This window comes from Bradyrhizobium sp. 137 (assembly GCF_023074095.1).
Taxonomy (GTDB): Bacteria; Pseudomonadota; Alphaproteobacteria; order Rhizobiales; family Xanthobacteraceae; genus Bradyrhizobium.
Genome location: NZ_JADPKU010000033.1, coordinates 1 through 16,978, shown reverse-complemented (window position 1 = coordinate 16,978; position 16,978 = coordinate 1). Strand labels below are relative to the sequence as shown.

At 64.3% G+C, this 16,978-nt stretch carries 18 protein-coding genes and 1 pseudogene; 10 read left to right on the top strand and 9 right to left on the bottom strand.

What is annotated here, in order from left to right:
* The first annotated feature begins 11 nt into the window (after nt 1-11).
* From IVA78_RS06080 to IVA78_RS06070, 3 genes are read left to right on the top strand one after another with little or no spacing between them, the layout of a single operon-like run.
* On the top strand, nt 12-395 hold the full coding sequence (locus IVA78_RS06080; protein WP_247464820.1) for an MTH938/NDUFAF3 family protein: 384 nt from the start codon (nt 12-14) through the stop codon (nt 393-395).
* Nucleotides 392-1,255, top strand: a complete 864-nt coding sequence (locus IVA78_RS06075) for a phytoene/squalene synthase family protein (RefSeq protein ID WP_247418347.1) — start codon at nt 392-394, stop codon at nt 1,253-1,255. The genes IVA78_RS06080 and IVA78_RS06075 overlap by 4 nt, the downstream gene beginning before the upstream one ends.
* A gap of 45 nt (nt 1,256-1,300) precedes the next feature.
* On the top strand, nt 1,301-2,545 hold the full coding sequence (locus IVA78_RS06070; protein WP_247418344.1) for a threonine ammonia-lyase: 1,245 nt from the start codon (nt 1,301-1,303) through the stop codon (nt 2,543-2,545).
* 13 nt (nt 2,546-2,558) lie between these two features.
* Here IVA78_RS06070 and IVA78_RS06065 read toward each other — a convergent pair whose 3' ends face one another.
* Nucleotides 2,559-3,737 (bottom strand): aminotransferase class V-fold PLP-dependent enzyme, encoded by a 1,179-nt coding sequence (locus tag IVA78_RS06065; protein ID WP_247276028.1) that lies wholly within the window; start codon nt 3,735-3,737, stop codon nt 2,559-2,561.
* Between the two features lie 156 nt (nt 3,738-3,893).
* On the opposite strand from IVA78_RS06065, the gene IVA78_RS06060 reads away from it, so the two are divergent.
* On the top strand, nt 3,894-4,367 hold the full coding sequence (locus tag IVA78_RS06060) for a VOC family protein (RefSeq protein WP_247418339.1): 474 nt from the start codon (nt 3,894-3,896) through the stop codon (nt 4,365-4,367).
* A 13-nt stretch (nt 4,368-4,380) separates the two neighbouring features.
* Here the strand turns inward: IVA78_RS06060 and IVA78_RS06055 are convergent, their stop codons facing one another.
* The 6 genes from IVA78_RS06055 to IVA78_RS06030 all read right to left on the bottom strand — a co-directional run bounded on the left by IVA78_RS06055 (nt 4,381) and on the right by IVA78_RS06030 (nt 10,200).
* Nucleotides 4,381-4,932, bottom strand: a complete 552-nt coding sequence (locus IVA78_RS06055) for a CAP domain-containing protein (protein WP_247418337.1) — start codon at nt 4,930-4,932, stop codon at nt 4,381-4,383.
* A gap of 93 nt (nt 4,933-5,025) precedes the next feature.
* Entirely contained in the window at nt 5,026-6,120 is a 1,095-nt protein-coding gene (locus tag IVA78_RS06050) for a serine/threonine protein kinase (RefSeq protein WP_247418335.1), read from the bottom strand.
* A 7-nt stretch (nt 6,121-6,127) separates the two neighbouring features.
* Nucleotides 6,128-7,555: a methylenetetrahydrofolate--tRNA-(uracil(54)-C(5))-methyltransferase (FADH(2)-oxidizing) TrmFO gene (trmFO, locus tag IVA78_RS06045; protein WP_247418333.1), complete on the bottom strand. Its 1,428-nt coding sequence runs from the start codon at nt 7,553-7,555 to the stop codon at nt 6,128-6,130.
* Nucleotides 7,556-7,681: 126 nt separating this feature from the next.
* Nucleotides 7,682-7,834, bottom strand: a complete 153-nt coding sequence (locus IVA78_RS06040) for a DUF1127 domain-containing protein (protein ID WP_007590701.1) — start codon at nt 7,832-7,834, stop codon at nt 7,682-7,684.
* Between the two features lie 503 nt (nt 7,835-8,337).
* On the bottom strand, nt 8,338-9,162 hold the full coding sequence (locus IVA78_RS06035) for a lytic murein transglycosylase (RefSeq protein ID WP_247418331.1): 825 nt from the start codon (nt 9,160-9,162) through the stop codon (nt 8,338-8,340).
* Between the two features lie 129 nt (nt 9,163-9,291).
* Entirely contained in the window at nt 9,292-10,200 is a 909-nt protein-coding gene (locus tag IVA78_RS06030) for a DUF2189 domain-containing protein (protein WP_247418329.1), read from the bottom strand.
* Nucleotides 10,201-10,531: 331 nt separating this feature from the next.
* On the opposite strand from IVA78_RS06030, the gene IVA78_RS06025 reads away from it, so the two are divergent.
* Nucleotides 10,532-10,918, top strand: a complete 387-nt coding sequence (locus tag IVA78_RS06025; protein ID WP_247276034.1) for a DUF3597 domain-containing protein — start codon at nt 10,532-10,534, stop codon at nt 10,916-10,918.
* A gap of 54 nt (nt 10,919-10,972) precedes the next feature.
* Here IVA78_RS06025 and IVA78_RS06020 read toward each other — a convergent pair whose 3' ends face one another.
* Complete coding sequence (locus IVA78_RS06020) at nt 10,973-11,248, bottom strand: GNAT family N-acetyltransferase (protein WP_247276035.1); 276 nt, start codon at nt 11,246-11,248, stop codon at nt 10,973-10,975.
* Nucleotides 11,249-11,567: 319 nt separating this feature from the next.
* Here IVA78_RS06020 and IVA78_RS06015 point away from each other — a divergent pair, with 319 nt between their 5' ends.
* Nucleotides 11,568-11,963 (top strand): SPW repeat protein, encoded by a 396-nt coding sequence (locus tag IVA78_RS06015; protein ID WP_247276036.1) that lies wholly within the window; start codon nt 11,568-11,570, stop codon nt 11,961-11,963.
* A gap of 110 nt (nt 11,964-12,073) precedes the next feature.
* Here the strand turns inward: IVA78_RS06015 and IVA78_RS06010 are convergent, their stop codons facing one another.
* Nucleotides 12,074-12,433, bottom strand: coding sequence for a hypothetical protein (locus IVA78_RS06010; protein WP_247418327.1), 360 nt, complete (start codon nt 12,431-12,433; stop codon nt 12,074-12,076).
* Nucleotides 12,434-12,620: 187 nt separating this feature from the next.
* Here IVA78_RS06010 and IVA78_RS06005 point away from each other — a divergent pair, with 187 nt between their 5' ends.
* The 4 genes and pseudogenes from IVA78_RS06005 (at nt 12,621) to IVA78_RS05990 (ending at nt 16,508) form a co-directional block, all read left to right on the top strand.
* Nucleotides 12,621-13,025 carry a hypothetical protein gene (locus IVA78_RS06005; protein ID WP_247418325.1) on the top strand — a complete coding sequence of 135 codons (405 nt, stop codon included), beginning with the start codon at nt 12,621-12,623 and terminating at the stop codon, nt 13,023-13,025.
* A gap of 105 nt (nt 13,026-13,130) precedes the next feature.
* Nucleotides 13,131-14,738: an acyl-CoA synthetase gene (locus tag IVA78_RS06000; RefSeq protein ID WP_247418324.1), complete on the top strand. Its 1,608-nt coding sequence runs from the start codon at nt 13,131-13,133 to the stop codon at nt 14,736-14,738.
* 9 nt (nt 14,739-14,747) lie between these two features.
* On the top strand, nt 14,748-15,608 hold the full coding sequence (locus IVA78_RS05995) for a DUF296 domain-containing protein (protein ID WP_247464816.1): 861 nt from the start codon (nt 14,748-14,750) through the stop codon (nt 15,606-15,608).
* A gap of 102 nt (nt 15,609-15,710) precedes the next feature.
* A pseudogene (locus IVA78_RS05990) lies at nt 15,711-16,508 on the top strand (AAA family ATPase).
* Nucleotides 16,509-16,978: the final 470 nt, after the last annotated feature.

Here is a 16,978-nt window from a genome sequence, read left to right as displayed (position 1 = left end):
GGGCGGAGCTCATGGCCGGCGACCCCAACGCACCCCACTTCCCGCGCTCTGCGCCGATTGAGGCCTATGGCAAGGGCGGCTTCGCCTTCGCCGGTATGTCACATCGGGGATCGCTTCTGTGCCTGCCGGACGCGATCTGGGCCTGGGACGTCACGGATCCCACCAGGATTGACCGCTACTCGCTGGATCGCGTGTTCGCGGCCGCCAACAGCATCGACACGCTTCTGGTCGGCACCGGAACGGGGGTTTGGCTGCCGCCGCCGGAACTGCGCCAGGCCTTGAAGGCGGTGAGGGTGGTGCTGGACACGATGCAGACCGGTCCCGCGGTGCGCACCTACAACATCATCATCGGCGAGCGGCGCCGTGTCGCGGCCGCGCTGATCGCGGTGCCATGAGCAGCACCGCGCCGCCACCCGACTCGGTTGCCTTCTGCGCCGATCTCGTGCGTAGCCACGACTTTCCGCGTTATGTTGCGACGCTGTTCGTACCCGCCGCAGAGCGCCGCGCGCTGCTGGCGCTCTATGCGTTCAATGCCGAGATCGTGCGGGTTCGCGACCAGGTGAGCCAGCCCTTGCCGGGCGAGATTCGCCTGCAATGGTGGACCGACATGCTGTCAGGCCATGTCCATGGCAGCGCCGAGGGCAATCCGGTGGCGGCGGAGTTGCTCCGCGCGATCCGCCATTACGACCTGCCGGTCGAGCCGCTGTCGCTGCTCGCCGACGAGCACCAGTTCGATCTCTACAACGATCCGATGCCGACCATGGCGGCACTGGAGGGCTATCTGGCGGCGACCTCATCGGCGCTGTTTGCTCTCGCAGCCCGGATCATGGCGCCGCCGTCGGAATCAGTCGAGCACCTCGCCCGTCATGCCGGGCTGGCCCAGGGTATCGTCCAGGTCATTGCTAACCTGCCGCGTGATGCGGCGCACCGGCGATTGTTCCTGCCACACCAGGTGCTGGCGAGCCACAAGTGCAACATGGAGGATGTGTTCGCCGGCAAGGCGACGCCGGGTCTGCGCGCCGTGCTGGACCAACTCGCAGGCGAGGCGCGGCAGCATCTGACCACGGCCTCGTCGCTGCTGCCGCAGGTACCGCCGTCCGTGCGGCCTGCGTTTTTGCTGCTGAGCCAGGTCCGGGCCGATCTCAAGCGCCTGTCCCTACCTGCGCGCAATCCGTTCGCGCCGCAGCCGGCCTCACGGTTGCGCACGCTGTGGACGCTGTGGCGGGCTTCGCGCTCCAGGGAATTTACCAAATAGGAGCCGGCTTATCGCCTGAGGCGGCCAAATGCTCTATGCTGTCCTATGGCTGACTTGTCCCAAAGCTTGACGTCCGATCTCGGCGACTTTCCGGTTGCACCAAGCGACATCCATGCGGCCGCCGAGACCATCCGGGGTGCCGTCGTCGAAACGCCCTGTAACTACAGCCGGACGCTGAGCAACATCTGCGGCTGCGACATCTGGCTCAAATTCGAGAACCTTCAATTCACCTCCTCGTTCAAGGAGCGCGGCGCCCTCAACCGGCTGGCCGCGCTGAGGCCGGAGGAGCGTGCGCGCGGCGTCATCGCGATGTCGGCGGGTAACCACGCACAGGGCGTCGCCTATCACGCGAGAAGGCTCAACATTCCCGCCACCATCGTCATGCCGATCGGCACGCCCATGGTGAAGATCGAAAACACGAAGCACCACGGCGCTGAAGTGGTGGTCACCGGCGCGACCCTGGAGGAGGCGGCCGCGTTCGCGCGGAGCCACGGTGAGGCGCGCGGCATGATCTTCGTCCATCCCTATGACGATCCGCTGGTGATCGCCGGGCAGGGCACCGTCGGGCTGGAGATGATGAAGGCAGTGCCGGAACTCGATACGATGGTCGTCCCGATCGGCGGCGGCGGGCTGATCAGCGGCATCGCCATTGCCGCCAAGTCCATCAAACCGTCGCTACGAATCCTGGGCGTCGAGGCCTGGCTCTATCCTTCGATGTACAACGCCATCCATGATGGGAATCTGCCGGCGCGCGGCGACACGCTCGCCGAAGGCATCGCGGTCAAATCGCCCGGCAAGATCACCACCGAGATCGTCCGCCGCCTCGTCGACGACATTGCCCTCGTGAACGAAGCGGAGCTCGAGCGCGCTGTGGCGACCCTGATCTCAATCGAGAAGACGGTGGTCGAGGGTGCCGGTGCCGCCGGCCTTGCCGCGCTGATGTCCGATCCATCCCGCTTCGCCGGCCAGAAAGTGGGCCTGGTGCTGAGCGGCGGCAACATCGATACGAGGCTGATCGCCTCGGTCCTGACCCGTGAACTGGCGCGCGAGGGGCGACTGACCCAGCTTTCACTCGATATTCCTGACCGGCCCGGGCAATTGGCCGCGGTGGCCGCGCTACTCGCTGAAGCCGGTGCCAACATCATCGAGGTCTCGCATCAGCGGACGTTCTCAGACCTGCCGGCCAAGGCGACGCTGCTACAACTGGTCATCGAGACCCGCGACAGCGCCCATCTCGACGAGGTGATGGCAAGGCTCAGCGCGTCCGGGTTGAGCGCGCGCTGCACCTGAGCGGCGCGCCCGGCTATCGCGGTGCTAAACCCGCGAGGTGCCCGATCAGTCCGTCGATCTCGGCTTCCGTGTTGTAATAGTGCGGAGAAGCGCGCACGACCGGCGGCAGCGCGCGGATTTCTGCGTCGATGCGGGTGCTCGACGGATCCGAGGCGCCGATCGTGATCCCGGCCGCAGCGGCGCTGCTGACGATGGCATCCGCTTCATGTCCATCCATCGTGAAGCTGACGATGGCGCCCGGCGTGCGGCCGAGGTCGCGTATCTTGATGCCGCGAATGCAGGCGAGGCCGCTGCGAAGACGGTCTGCAAGCAGGCGGCAGCGCTGTTCGATCGGACCAAGGCCGATCGCGAGGGCATAATCGACGGCAGCTCCCAGGCCGAGCCGGGCCGCGTAGTTGTTTTCCCAGGTTTCGAAACGGCGCGCATCATCGCGGAGTCGATATTCATCGCGCGAGACCCAGGGCGCGGCGAAATGGTCGATCATCGGCGGCTCGAGCCCTTGCAGCATCGCTCTGCGGACATAGAGAAAGCCGGTGCCGCGCGGGCCGCGCAGGAATTTGCGCCCCGTGGCCGACAGCATATCACAGCCGATGGCTTCGACATCGACCTCCATCTGACCGATCGCCTGGCAGGCGTCGAGCAGATAGGGAATGCCGTGTGCCCGCGCGGTCCTGCCGACGGCCGCCGCAGGATTGACCAGCCCGCCATTTGTTGGAGCCCAGGTGATGGCGATCAGCTTCACGCGCTCGTCGAGCATGCGTTCGAGCGCCTGAACATCAAGCTCGCCGCTGGCATCGCTTGGCACGACTTCGATGACCGCGCCTGTACGTTTGGCGACTTGAAGGAACGCAACATAATTGGCGGCATATTCCGCCTCTGCGGTCAGGATGCGATCGCCCTTGCGAAACTGAAGAGCATAGAACGCCATCTGCCAGGCAACGGTTGCGTTCTCCACGAGGGCGATCTCATCTGGTGCGGCATTGAGCAGCCGCGCCGCCGAGCCGTAGACCGCTTCAAGGCGGCGCGCTTCCTGATCGGCGGCGGCATAGCCGCCGATATCGCTCTCCAGATCGATGTGCTGCTTCATCGCCGCGACGACGGCCGCCGGCATAAGTGCCGCGCCGGCGTTGTGGAGATACGCGAGCCGGGAGGCGGCCGGCGTGTCGGAACGTATCTGGTCGATATCGATCAAGTGAGAGCGAGAGCCTGCTAATTTGGGGTCCTGAAGCTAAGACACAATGACGCACGCGCGCAAGACGGGCAAAGCGAAGGTGCGGCTGGAGCACGCCGATCCAGATGCCTATGCTGACGGAGCGTGATGGCGTTGGGGAAACTGAAAGGAAGCGCGATGGCGAAGAACACGATCTGCCTCTGGTACGACAAGGACGCCGAGGCTGCTGCAAGCTTTTATGCCAAGACCTTTCCGGACAGCGCCGTGAGTGCCGTTCACCGCGCGCCCAGCGATTACCCAGCCGGCAAGGCGGGCGATGTTTTGACCGTCGAATTCACCGTGGCTGGCGTCGCTTGTCTCGGCCTCAATGGCGGTCCCGTGTTCAAGCACAACGAAGCCTTTTCGTTCCAGATCGCCACTGACGATCAGGAGGAGACAGATCGCTACTGGAACGCCATCGTCGGCAATGGCGGGCAGGAGAGTGCGTGTGGCTGGTGCAAGGACAGATGGGGCGTTTCCTGGCAGATCACGCCGCGTGTATTGATCGAAGCGCTGGCGGCCGGCGGCCCTGAGGCCAAGCGCACCTTCGACGCGATGATGGGGATGACGAAGATCGACGTCGCGGCCATCGAGGCAGCGCGCCGCGGCTGAAATTGCCCTGGCCTCAGATACAGAGGCTGAGCAGCTTGATGTGGCAGCCGCTGGATTTGGGCTTGCCTGCGGGCGCGGCCTCGCGCTTCACGGCAACCAGCGGCTCCTTGTCCTTCTTCCTTTTGCCCTTCGGCTCGTAATCGCCGGCGATCACCATCGCCCAATAGGTGCGCTTGCCGCTGGCGTTCTTGGCGCTCGCGACGCCGACGCGCGAGGCGTTATGCAGCAGCAGGTTCTTGCGGTGCCCGGAGGAGTCGATCCACTGTCCCAGGGTGCTCTCGAAATTGTCGTAGCCGTAGGCGATGTTCTCGGCGGCGCGGCCCGCACCGGCCGGAGCGACGCGGCGGTTGAACGGGCCGAGTGCGTCATGGCTGAGGTCGTCCTTGGCCGCCATCGCGCGGGCCTGGTCCATGGCGATACGATCGAGCGTGGCGTCGCGCACGACGCGGACCTCTCCATGCTTGAGGCGGAAGCTCGAGATCAGCTCGGCCGGGGATTCCGCCATTGCGGGCGCGCCTGTGAGCAGCAGAAGGCCGGCGATCACCCCGCCAACCACACGATGCATCCTCGTCCCCCAAGCACCCATGACCCCACCAAGTCTGCCTTTGCCCGACCGCTTCTCTCTTGCCAATGTGGACGCTTCAAGGCGCGCGGGACCTTAGCTCGTTGGCAGGTCCGCCTCGAAATTGAAGCGGTCGCGCAGGTTCTTACGCTGCTCCAGGATGTCCTTGAAGAAGGCCCGGTCCTGGTCGTTCTTCATCATCGGCTCGATCAGGTCGAGCTGGTTCATGGCGACCAGTTGCAGGATCTCGGTGCGCGGCCTGCCGCTGCTGTCGCGGGGCAGGGCGTGTACGACCTGGATGTGTTCCGGCGGCTTGGGCCCCTTGGCGGCCGCAATCTCGTTGCGGAGCTCGCCTTCGAGCGCGGCCTGGTCGGCTTCGACGAAGGCATAGAGCCCGACGCCGGAGCGGCGGTCGGCGAAGGCGACGATAGCGGTGTCGCGCACGGCCGGATTCTTGCGGATCAGCTCCGACAGCACCGGCGCGTCGTTGACGAGGCGGCGGCCACCACCCTCGCGGTCGGTGAAGTTGAATAGGCCGCGTGTGATGGCGCGATAGACCTTCTTGCCGGTGGCGAGCCACAGGCTCGCGGCGAATGACTTCTTCGCTAGGATCTTTCGCTCGCGCGGCGTCAACGCCTCGGGCGCGTAGGAGCGCTTGTGTTTGAGCAGGTGCCGGAGATCTTCATAGGCCAGAATGCGGTAGAGCCGGCCGCGCCGCGCAAAGCAGGCGGCGAGCTGGAAGTCGGTGACATAGGCGCGGCCGTCGCGACCGACCAGCCAGTTCTGCTCCTTGGCGAGATCGTTGTGGCAGATGCCGGCGCGGCGAAGCCGCCGCAGCGCGGCCTTGGCCGAGCGGAAATAGGCGAGGTCGCCATGCGGCTTGGCCAGATGCAGCGCGACGCCATCAACGAAGCCGCGCACCAGCGCGCGGCGTCCGGCCCATAGCAGCTCCGGACCGACGTTGAGACCTTTGGCGAGCGCGAGCGCATGCTTCTCGCGCGCGAACAGGTGGCGTGCCAAGAGGAACGACCACCACGGCACCTCGTCGAGACGGCGCAGCACCGCGTCGACATCGCCGTTCTCGCTGCGGAAGCGGCCGCGCTCGACGGTCGAGAACACGTCGCGCTTGAGCAGCACGCCCTCGGTCCAGCGAGCCGACAGCTCCGCGGCGTCGTCTTGGGGGAGGCTCATCGAAAACTCACGCGGCGGCGGCAATGCGCAGGTGATCGGTGATCCAGCGATCGAGATCGGCGAGCGCGCGTGCGCTCAGCGCCTGCTTCTTGGCCACCGTCTTCTCGTTGCCGCGCAGCCGCGTGCCGTCTGGCTTTTTGGTCGGCACGGTCGCGAGCGGCGGGAACAAGCCGAAGTTGATGTTCATCGGCTGGAACGAGCGCGTGCCGGGCTCGATGGTTTCGATATGGCCGCCGGTGATGTGGCCAAGCAGTGATCCCAGCGCCGTCGTGCTGGGCGGGCTCGCCAGCGTCTCGCCGCGCGCGTCGGCGGCCGCATAGAGGCCGGCGATCAGGCCGACGCTGGCGGATTCCACATAGCCCTCGCAGCCCGTCATCTGACCGGCAAAGCGCAGCCGCGGCTGCGCGCGCAGGCGCAACTGGCCGTCGAGCAGCTTTGGCGAATTGAGGAAGGTGTTGCGATGCAGGCCGCCGAGGCGGGCGAATTCAGCCTTCTCCAGTCCCGGTATGGTGCGGAAGATGCGCTGCTGCTCGCCATATTTCAGCTTCGTCTGGAAGCCGACGATGTTGTAGAGCGTGCCGAGCTTGTTGTCCTGGCGCAGCTGCACGATCGCGTAAGGCTTCGTGGTCGGCTCGTTCGGATTGGTAAGGCCGACCGGCTTCATCGGGCCGTGGCGCAGCGTCTCGGGACCGCGCTCCGCCATGACTTCGATCGGCAGGCAGCCGTCGAAATAGGGCGTGTTGGTCTCCCACTCCTTGAACTCGGTCTTCTCGCCGGCGATCAGCGCCGCGACGAAGCCGTCATACTGCTCTTTGGTCATCGGGCAGTTGATGTAATCGGCGCCGTTGCCGCCAGGACCGACCTTGTCGTAGCGCGACTGGAACCAGGCCACTGACATGTCGATGGATTCGCGGTGCACGATCGGCGCGATAGCGTCGAAGAAGGCGAGCGCATTCTCGTCGGTCAGCTCGCGGATGGCATCGGCCAGCGGCGCGGAGGTGAGGGGACCGGTCGCAACGATGACGTTGCTCCAGTCGGCTGGCGGCAGGCCTGCGACCTCGCCGCGGGCGATCTCAATGAGGGGATGGTCGTTCAGCGCCGCCGTGACCGCCGCCGAGAAGCCGTCGCGGTCCACGGCCAAGGCGCCGCCCGCGGGCACCTGGTTGGCATCGGCCGCGCGCATGATCAGCGAGTCGAGCCGGCGCATCTCCGCATGCAGCAGGCCAACTGCGTTATTGGCCGCATCGTCCGAGCGGAACGAATTGGAGCAGACAAGCTCAGCGAGCCCGTCGGTGCGGTGCGCCTCGGTCATGCGGGTCGGCCGCATTTCGTGCAGCACCACGGGCACGCCGGATTTGGCCACTTGCCAGGCGGCTTCGGAACCGGCAAGGCCGGCGCCGATCACGTGCACGATGTTCGATCGGGATCCTGTCATGGGGCGGACAGGTAGCGCTTTTCGGCGGCCAGTGGAATCGCCGAGATCGAGTTTTCTGCCATCAGAAACGATAACGCCCGCACGAAGCGGGCGCTATCGGTTCGTCCGGCGAACGGCTGAACGATATCAGCCCTGATACTGGCCGGCGGCAACGCGCGGGATGTCCGAGCGGTCGAGGCCGATGTCGGCCAGTTCGCGATCGCTGAGCTGGGACAGCTCGGCAACATTGCGCTGATAGTCCCGGAATGCCTGGATCATGCGGATGAGCGAGAGCAGCATTGGTAGTCTCCTGTAGTTCGATTCAGCCCTTGCCCGGGCCTCGTCGTTGAAATGAATATAGGTGAGAGTAGTGCAGTGCGAAAGTTCCTATGTTGCGATGCAGCTAAGCGATGAATGCATAGCAATGGTAACCGACGATTAACCTGAGGGCGCTCCCGCTCAAATCATGATCATGAGGCGGATTCCGGTCCGGTAATGTCCCGTCATCGCAGGGGTTAGTGTGAATGCGCAGTTTAATGCATTCCGGAAATATGTTTCACCCAGCGATCCGTTAGGAGGTTTCCAGCGTCTACACCCAAGTTCAGTATGCGCTATTCGCATGCTTTTGGGGGATATAAGAATGAATAAATATTCACATTAGCCAGTTGCGCTCCGATTCGTCGCGTGCGGAGAGGACTGGACCGGCTGGGGTGCATCCGAAAAAGGTGATGCACGCCGCCAGGGGCGCATCCCAGAGAAGGCCGGTCGCCGAGCGATTGGCCCTCCGCGCTCCATCGCGGGGCTTACGGAGCGCGCGCGAGCTGGGTGGCGAAATAAGCCACGGTCTTGGAATAGACCTCGCTCTTGTTCCACTGCTGGAGCACCGCGAAGTTCGGACTGCCCGGCTGCCAATCCTTGCCGCGCTGCCAGCCGTAGCCGGCGAGATAATTGGCGGTGGAGGCGAGCACGTCAGGCACGTTGTGCAAGAGGTCGCGCTTGCCGTTCCCGTCGAAATCAACGGCGTACTTCATCCAGGACGACGGCATGAACTGGGTCTGGCCGAGCTCACCGGCCCAGGCGCCCTTCATGTCGGCGGGAGGGAGGTCGCCGCGCTCGACGATGCGCAGAGCATCCATCAGCTCGGCGCGAAACTGCTCGGAGCGCCGGCAATCATAGGCCAGCGTCGCCAGCGAGCGGATGGTGGCGAACTTGCCGGTGTTGACGCCGAAATCGGTCTCGAGGCCCCAGATCGCGACCAGCACCTCGCCTGGGACGCCGTAGGCCTGCTCGATGCGCGACAGCACCGAGCCGTATTGCTTCATCATATTGGAGCCGCGCTGCATGCGGGGCGGCACCATGCGGCCTGAAAACTCCTCAAAGGTCTGGCTGAAGACTTTTTGCGAACGGTCGCGATTGAGGACGCCCTGATCGAGCGTCACGCCCGCGAGTCCCGATGCAATGGCCTGTTGCGAGATGCCCTTCGCCGCAGCATCGGTTTTGAAGTCCGCAAGCCAGGCGTCGAAATTGCCGGAGCCGCAGGCAACAGCGGCGAGCACTGGCTGGGCTGACAGGATAGACGCGGAGAGGGCGAGGGCTGCGAGAGCGAGACGAGAAATCGTCGTGGTCATCAGATGAAATGGATTCCGTGAAGTGATCCGACCGGCGCGCATAATCTCGGTTGCAACCGCGGCCAAAGCAAGGCGTTTGACGGCGCGCAATCCTGCCCGAGCCGGGCAGGATCGCACGTCACGATATCGTCAGGCGTCCGTCCTATTCCGCCAGGGGAAGAGATTGGCGGGGAAATCGGCGGCGGGCTTGCGCGGACGATGCGGCGGAGGCGGCACGGGACGAGCGCCTGGATCGGACACGATCACCTTGCGATAGAGGTGCCAGGTGGCATGGCCGAGCACCGGGATCACCACGGCGAGGCCGAGGAACGCCGGGATCGTTCCGAGCGCCAGCAACACCGCTACGATTAAACCCCAGGCTACCATCGGCACCGGGTTCTTCGCAACGAGGCGCAGCGAGGTGCTCATTGCCTCGAATGCTCCGGCATGGCGGTCGAGCATCAAGGGGAACGACACGGCACTGATGCAGAGCGCGGCGAGCGCGAACAGGAAGCCCGTGCCGCAGCCGACCACGATCAGCCACCAGCCCTGCCGCGTCGTCAGAACGCGCGTCAGGAAATCCGAGATACCGGTCACGCCCTCATAGCCGAATGCCGCAACGTAGATCGCCTGCGCGGTCGCGACCCAGGTCACGAACAGAGCGAGCAGCAACGTGCCGAGGCCGAGCATCGCACCGAACGACGGCGAGCGCAGCACCTCCATGGCATCCCAGGCGGTGGCCTCCTCATGGCGTTCGCGCCGGCTGGAGAGCTCGTAGAGACCGAGCGCCGCGAAGGGGCCGATCAATGCGAAACCCGCGGCCAGGGGAAACAGCAGCGGCAGCACCGAGTAGCCCATCACCACACGGGCGAGCACGAGGCCGAGCACCGGATAGATCACGCAGAGGATGATGGCGTGGCTCGGAATGGCCTTGAAATCCTCCCAGCCGCGCTTCAGCGCGTCGTGCAGGTCGGACAATTGGATGGTTCGGATCATCGGTCCAGCCGCTTCCGCGGTCCGGGCCGTGCCGGGGACATTGCCCTGGTAGAGTGTGGCCATGGTCGCTAGCTCCCTTGCCATACGGCCGATCTCGCGCCGGCAAGGCGCGCGCGGCCGCTTGCTTGAACGATCGCGATTCCGACCAGACGCGAATTCCGGATGGCATCGCGAGCTGAACGGTAAGCGTACTCCCAATTGCGAGTCCTGTCCCCCACGCGTGGGTGAAATTCGATGACGCAGTGCAAACCTCGCCGATGTCATTCGGCCGTCATTTCGCCGCAGATAAGCTGATGCTGCGTGCTGGTTCGCACAACTTCGCGGGCGCAACGCAGGAACATCGTTTATAAGTGCCACTCAAGGCCGTCCAACGGATCCTTTACGGGGAGAAGACATGAGCATTTTCGGGAAAATCATGAGCGCGATCTTCGGCAGCCATCCGGCTGCTGCCGCGCCCGCCGGCAGCGCGCCCGCTGGGGCCGCGCCGGGTACATCGGCGCCGGCTGCCACGCCCATGGCGGCCGTCGACGTCGCCGCGATCGTCGACAAGGCGGTGGCTGCGCACAAGGGCGAGAAGCTGGAATGGCGCACCTCCATCGTCGACCTCATGAAGGCGCTCGACATCGATTCCAGCCTCGCTGCGCGCAAGGATCTCGCCAAGGAGCTGGGCTACACCGGCGACATGAACGACTCCGCGAGCATGAACGTCTGGCTGCACAAGCAGGTGATGTCCAAGCTCGCCGCCAATGGCGGCAAGCTGCCGCCGGAGATCAAGCACTGACCGATCGCTCGGTCGTACCGCACGGGGCTCGCGATATCGCGGGCCCTTTTAGGTTCAGGCGAGGAGATCCGCATCTTCCGGGTGCCTGTCGAGATAGTCGACCACGAAGCCGCAGCCGGCGATCACCTTCCTGCCGTCGCGGCGGATCAAGTCAAGCGCGCCCTTGACCAGCTCGGACCCAATACCGCGGCCACGGAGGGCGCGCGGCGTTTCGGTATGGGTGATGATCACGGCCGACGGCGTCAGCCGGTAATTGGCGAAGGCGATGTCGCCGCCGACATCGAGCTCGAAGCGGTTCTTGTCCTTGTTGTCGCGTACCGAAGCCGCCATGTGGGACCTTTCCATAGTGCAGATTGCGTCCCGATTTAGGAGGCTGACCCCGCCCTTGCCAAGGTGAGACCAAGGGAGATTGCGGCAGGGGAGATATCTGCAAACGCGCGTCCCTGCGGCCGCATTGCAGCATCGACGTCTCGCTCTGCGAGCATGATACAGCGGCCGCAAATAATCCTCGATATTGCTCTTGCAAGGTCCGCGGCGGTTCCCACGTCCTTTGGAGGACATACGCCCGAATGCGGCCGGCAGGGTCGCCAGACATTCGGAGTGTCGTGATTGCCAGCCGCAGACGTATGCCTCGTTGTAGGAGGGTACGATGTCGGACTTTGGTTTCTTCAATACTCATCGAACATGGGAAGACTGGTGCGGGATGCTGCTCGGCGCGGTGATCGTGGCTTCGCCGTGGTTTCCCATCCAGGATCAAGCGATCGCCGGACACCAGACGATGATCCTGAATACGGTCGCAATCGGTCTGGTCGTGTTTGGCCTCAGCCAGCTCGAATATGTCGCCTTGCAACGCTGGCAAGAGGTGATGACGATCCTGGTCGGGCTGTGGCTCATCGCTTCGCCTTACGTCATCGGCTATTCCGGTGAAGGCTTTCTCCGCATCTATCACACGAGCCTGGGTGCGGTGGTGGTGCTGCTCGGCATACTCCAGCTGTGGCAGGACTGGGATCTGAATGACCAGGACATGCTCAAGCACGGACAATAGCCCGTAGATATCGTCAGGCCCGCCGGTTACGGACGGCGGGCCTCTGCCCTCAGTTCGTGACGATATCTGACTAATCCGAGCGCCTCTCGACCCAATGAGGGCGGTTCGGTTCAATCCGTGGCTTTGGCGAGCCTGGACTCTTCGGGCTGCGGCTGCGAGCGGAGGCAACCTCGGCAGATGACCAGGGAGCGGTTGACCCTGGCGTCCTGCTCGGCGTCGCTGCCCTCCTGCGCCTGCCACCATTCCTTCGAATAGGGCTGAAGTCCGGCGTGCGATCGCTCGTGCTGGGATCGGACTGCGGTGCGCGTCGGTCCGGACGCTGCGTGCGGCCGGTTGGGATCCTCGCCGGCGCCATCCCAGGCATAGCGCGCGGGCTTGAAGGCGGGATCTGAGGCCAGATGCGCTTGCGGGGCCGCGGCACATCCGGCAAGCGCCAGCGTGAGCAGGAGGAAGGCGGGCGCTTTGACCATAATGCGATACTCTTTACGCGAGACCTGAGCGAGGTTGCGCTGATCATGTTTAAAATTCCCTGAACGGCTGCGGCTGCGCCGGCGACAACGCGCATGCGTTATCTGACTCCTCCTGCTTGCTGAGTTCGCCGCCGCCGCGCGCGCCGACGATGCAAAGCCGTTCAATCCGTCCGATTATCCGCCGGGCGTGCAGAAGGCGCTGCGCTATGCCAATGAGGACTGCGACAGCCAGGGCGGCGGCGCCGTGACCTTCGCGCCTGATACGGTACGCAGAATCGACCTGACCGGTGACGGGCGAGACCACTACATCGTCGATTTCAGCGGCGCCAAATGCGGTGGGCGCGAGACCATCTATTGCGGAACTGGCGGCTGCACGATGAACATCCTGGTGGCGTTGCCGGGTGGGGACGTGCGTCTCGTCTTCGACGGCCGCGCCCACAGCTACGCGATCAAGCCGAAATCGATCAAGCCCGGCGCTTCGCATGTCATCCGTTTCGATCTGCATGGCGGCTATTGCGGCGGCTTTGGTGCGCAGACCTGCGCCAAGGAGAGATCCATCACGACAAGGCCGTTTGCGTTAAGGGAGCCGTAGGGCAGGCGCGCGGCAGGCGGCCTTGCGGGGACGCGTTCGATCGCGATAAATGGGCTGCAATGAGCGGGCAGATAAAGTGCTGTCCGCACTCGAAGAGGAAGCCCGATGCAGCTCCTGCGCATGTCCCGCCGCGTCATGAATCTCGCTTACATGCTGACCCAGAATGCGCGGCGGCATGGATCGCGACCTGGCTTTGTCTGGGGTGACAAGTGCTGGACCTGGCGCGAGATCGATGCGCAGGTCTCGGCGCTGGCGGTGGCGCTCGCCGCGCGCGGTATTACGAAGGGCGACCGCATCCTTGTCCATTCCAAGAATGGCGACGAGATGTTCTTTTCGATGTTCGCCGCGTTCCGGCTCGGTGCAGTCTGGGTCCCCACCAATTTTCGCCTGATGCCGGATGAGGTCAGCTATCTCGCCCAGGCCTCCGGGGCGAAGGCGTTCTTGTGCCATGCCGATTTTCCCGAGCACGCGGCGGCGGTGAAGGGCGGCGCACTGGAATTCACCTGGAGCATCGACGGCAAGGCCGCATTGGGCGAGCGCTCGGTGGCGGACGCCATCGCCTCGCATACGGGCGCTGCCGTGGACAATGTCGCAGTCGAGCATGACGATCCCTGCTGGTTCTTCTTCACCTCCGGCACCACCGGGCGCTCCAAGGCGGCGGTGCTGACCCACGGCCAGATGGGCTTTGTCGTCACCAACCATCTGGCCGATCTGACACCCGGTGTGACGGAGGAGGATGCCTCGCTGGTGGTGGCGCCATTGTCGCACGGCGCCGGCGTGCATCAGTTGATGCAGACCGCACGCGGCGCGCGTACCGTGCTGCTGCCGACTGAGAAATTCGACATCAACGAGGCGTTTCGCCTCATCGAGGCGCAGCGCGTCAGCAATCTGTTCACGGTGCCGACCATCTTGAAGATGATGGTCGAGCACCCCGCGGCCGACAAATACGACCATTCCTCGCTTCGCCACGTGATCTATGCCGGCGCGCCGATGTATCGCGAGGACCAGAAAGCGGCGCTGAAGAAGCTCGGCAAGGTGATCGTGCAGTATTTTGGCCTTGGCGAGGTCACCGGCAACATTACCGTGCTGCCGGCCGCGTTGCACGATTCCGAGGACGGCCCGCATGCGAAGATCGGTACCTGTGGCTTCGAGCGCACCGGCATGCAGGTCTCGATCCAGGACGATGAGGGCCGCGAGCTGGGAGCCAACCAGAGCGGCGAGATCTGTGTGATCGGCCCCGCGGTGTTCGCTGGCTACTACGACAACCCCGAAGCCAATGCGAAAGCGTTCCGCAACGGCTGGTTCCGCACCGGCGATCTCGGTCACATGGACGAGGAGGGTTTTGTCTACATCACGGGACGGGCCTCCGACATGTACATCTCCGGCGGCTCCAACATCTATCCACGCGAGATCGAGGAGAAGATTTTGACGCATCCGGCCGTCGGCGAGGTCGCCGTGCTCGGCGTGCCCGATCCGACCTGGGGAGAGGTCGGCGTTGCCGTCTGCGTCGCGCGCGAAGGCGAGAAGCCGGTGAGCGAAGCGGAGATGGCGGCATTTCTCTCGCCGATGGTGCCGCGCTACAAGATGCCGAAGCGGTTCTTCTTCTGGGAGGCGCTGCCGAAATCCGGCTACGGCAAGATTCCAAAACGCATGGTACGCGACGAGCTCGAGGCGCGAGGCCTGCTCGATCTCGACAAGACGAAGGCCAGCTGAGCGGGCGTCATGCGCAGCATCAAGCAGCCGGGCGCACCTCACGCAGAACGCATCCAATGGGTGGAGGCGAGGGGACGCGCCTTCGCCTTTACGCTTCAAGCCGGTCTGCCGCTGCTGGAAGCCGCGCGCCGCGGTTTTGCCGCGGAGGGTTTTGCCGGCGGCGTGCTCAATTTTGGTGCTGGCGCGCTTGGACCGTTCGGCTATGTGATGCCGGCACTGTCGAAGACTGGCGACAATGCAGCGTTCTACAGCGATGCGTTTCGGCCCAAGGGCGTGACGCGCACGAAGCTCGGCAGCATGACCCTGGGTGTGCGGGAGGGTGCGCCGTTCTTTCATTGCCACGGGCTGTGGACGGAGGCCAATGGCCGCGCCAGCGGCGGCCACATGTTGCCCGACGAGACTGTTGTCGCCGAACCGTTCGCCGTCGAAGCCTTCGGTCTCGATGGTGCGATGTTCACGGCCGAGTCCGATCCAGAAACGAATTTCAAGCTGTTCGGGCCGGTTGCGGCTGAGAGCACCGGTGCGCAGGCCAAGAGCCGCGCCTTCGCCCTGCGGCTGCGGCCTAACCAGGATTTTGCCGGCTGCCTCGAAGCATTCTGTCGCGCGCAAGGCATTGTGCGTGCGAAAATTCACGGTGGCGTCGGCTCGACCATCGGCGCGCGCTTCACCCATGGCGGCGTTACCGAGCCGTTTGCCACTGAGCTGGCGGTAACGTGCGGCGCGATCGAGGCCGGTTCGTCCGGCGCGCTCGAAGCCGCCCTCGATGTCGCCCTGATCGATTACACGGGCGACCTCGCCGAGGGCCGCTTGGTCCGCGGCGACAATCCCGTGCTGATGACCATGGAGCTGGTGCTGGAGCCCATGGGCTAAAAGGCACGACCGTAGCTTGTGACTTTCCGCAGATGCCACTTCCATGCGGTTTGTGTTCCTGATATGTTCCTTGAAGATTTCGGCGGGGACGGGAGCGGGAGCATGAGCCGGACACGACGTCGACAGACCACACGGCGTGCGCCCTATCTCAGGCGTGTCTGGCTCGATCGCTCGCGGGTCGAGGACTGGGAGGTTTATCCGTTCTGCCTTCCCGCCTTCAGGGATGAGTTCGATCACAGCTTCGAGTCCGCGGTCACGATCATCGTCGGCGAGAACGGCGCCGGAAAATCGACCATTCTTGAGGGCATCGCGGGGTTGGCCGGCTTTGCCAGCACTGGCGGCCGCAAGGGTTTTCAGGAGATAGACGGCGGCGGCATCGAAATCACTGGCGAAGTGCTGTCGTCTGCTTTGCGGGCCGCGTGGGTCCCGAAGGTGACCGACGGCTGGTTCTTCCGTGCCGAGACGTTCTTTTCGATCGCACGCTACATGGACCGCTCGGCCGTGAGCGCCGCGCAAGCCATGGAGGGCGTGTTTGGTGCAAGCGTTCAGGAGGCGCCGGACTATCTCTCCTTTTCCCATGGCGAGGGCTTTTTGGTCTTCTTCGAGGAGCGTTGCCAGAAGCAGGGCATCTACATCTTCGACGAGCCGGAATCGGCGCTCTCGCCGGCGCGGTAGATGGACTTCCTTAAGCTCCTGCATCGCATGGACCTCTCCGGCAATTGTCAGGTGATCATGGCGACCCACGCACCCTTGCTGATGGCCTATCCGAATGCGCAGCTGCTGCGGCTGGGTAAATACGGCCTGGAGCCGGTTACGGTGGAGCAGACCGATCATTATCGGGTGATGCGGGAGTTTTGCGCCGACCCGCGCGGCTTCGCGGAGGCCACGCTGGCGGAATGATTGAGGGCAATCGTCACACCCACTCTCCCGGTCGTCATTGCGAGCGAAGCGAAGCAATCCAGAGTCTTTCCAGGGTGACAGTTTGGATTGCTTCGCTTCGCTCGCAATGACCCAGTGCGCGGTATGGGAGCAGCCTGCATCCACATTGGCCTTCTGGTTGCAAGCACAGGTTCACCTTCTCGCGGCACATCTGCCCGAGCCCTGTTTGGATCATCACCCTCAAAACGGCCGAGGGCGCAGGGAAGACCGGGCGCCGGCTGGCGCCCGCGGTCCGCTGTGCGCAAATGCGCTGGAAACAGATGCACAGCGGCATACAGGGCAGCCTGGACATCCCGGCCTTCCCTGCGCAGTGGTTTGACGGCTTATGTCGTGCTCTTGTGTCTGGGAAATCTGCCAGAATGTGCAAACGGGCGGTTCTCGCAAAACCGCCCGTTGCTGGATCTGAGCCCGGTCGCGCTCAAAGGCCGTGA

What these genes read in the sequence shown, in the direction of transcription:
- IVA78_RS06080 (WP_247464820.1), top strand. Translation starts at nt 12, where the DNA reads ATGGCCGGCGACCCCAACGCACCCCACTTCCCGCGCTCTGCGCCGATT.
- IVA78_RS06075 (WP_247418347.1), top strand. Translation starts at nt 392, where the DNA reads ATGAGCAGCACCGCGCCGCCACCCGACTCGGTTGCCTTCTGCGCCGAT.
- IVA78_RS06070 (WP_247418344.1), top strand. Translation starts at nt 1,301, where the DNA reads ATGGCTGACTTGTCCCAAAGCTTGACGTCCGATCTCGGCGACTTTCCG.
- IVA78_RS06060 (WP_247418339.1), top strand. Translation starts at nt 3,894, where the DNA reads ATGGCGAAGAACACGATCTGCCTCTGGTACGACAAGGACGCCGAGGCT.
- IVA78_RS06055 (WP_247418337.1), bottom strand. Translation starts at nt 4,932, where the DNA reads ATGCATCGTGTGGTTGGCGGGGTGATCGCCGGCCTTCTGCTGCTCACA.
- IVA78_RS06050 (WP_247418335.1), bottom strand. Translation starts at nt 6,120, where the DNA reads ATGAGCCTCCCCCAAGACGACGCCGCGGAGCTGTCGGCTCGCTGGACC.
- trmFO (WP_247418333.1), bottom strand. Translation starts at nt 7,555, where the DNA reads ATGACAGGATCCCGATCGAACATCGTGCACGTGATCGGCGCCGGCCTT.
- IVA78_RS06040 (WP_007590701.1), bottom strand. Translation starts at nt 7,834, where the DNA reads ATGCTGCTCTCGCTCATCCGCATGATCCAGGCATTCCGGGACTATCAG.
- IVA78_RS06035 (WP_247418331.1), bottom strand. Translation starts at nt 9,162, where the DNA reads ATGACCACGACGATTTCTCGTCTCGCTCTCGCAGCCCTCGCCCTCTCC.
- IVA78_RS06030 (WP_247418329.1), bottom strand. Translation starts at nt 10,200, where the DNA reads ATGGCCACACTCTACCAGGGCAATGTCCCCGGCACGGCCCGGACCGCG.
- IVA78_RS06025 (WP_247276034.1), top strand. Translation starts at nt 10,532, where the DNA reads ATGAGCATTTTCGGGAAAATCATGAGCGCGATCTTCGGCAGCCATCCG.
- IVA78_RS06020 (WP_247276035.1), bottom strand. Translation starts at nt 11,248, where the DNA reads ATGGCGGCTTCGGTACGCGACAACAAGGACAAGAACCGCTTCGAGCTC.
- IVA78_RS06015 (WP_247276036.1), top strand. Translation starts at nt 11,568, where the DNA reads ATGTCGGACTTTGGTTTCTTCAATACTCATCGAACATGGGAAGACTGG.
- IVA78_RS06010 (WP_247418327.1), bottom strand. Translation starts at nt 12,433, where the DNA reads ATGGTCAAAGCGCCCGCCTTCCTCCTGCTCACGCTGGCGCTTGCCGGA.
- IVA78_RS06000 (WP_247418324.1), top strand. Translation starts at nt 13,131, where the DNA reads ATGCAGCTCCTGCGCATGTCCCGCCGCGTCATGAATCTCGCTTACATG.
- IVA78_RS05995 (WP_247464816.1), top strand. Translation starts at nt 14,748, where the DNA reads ATGCGCAGCATCAAGCAGCCGGGCGCACCTCACGCAGAACGCATCCAA.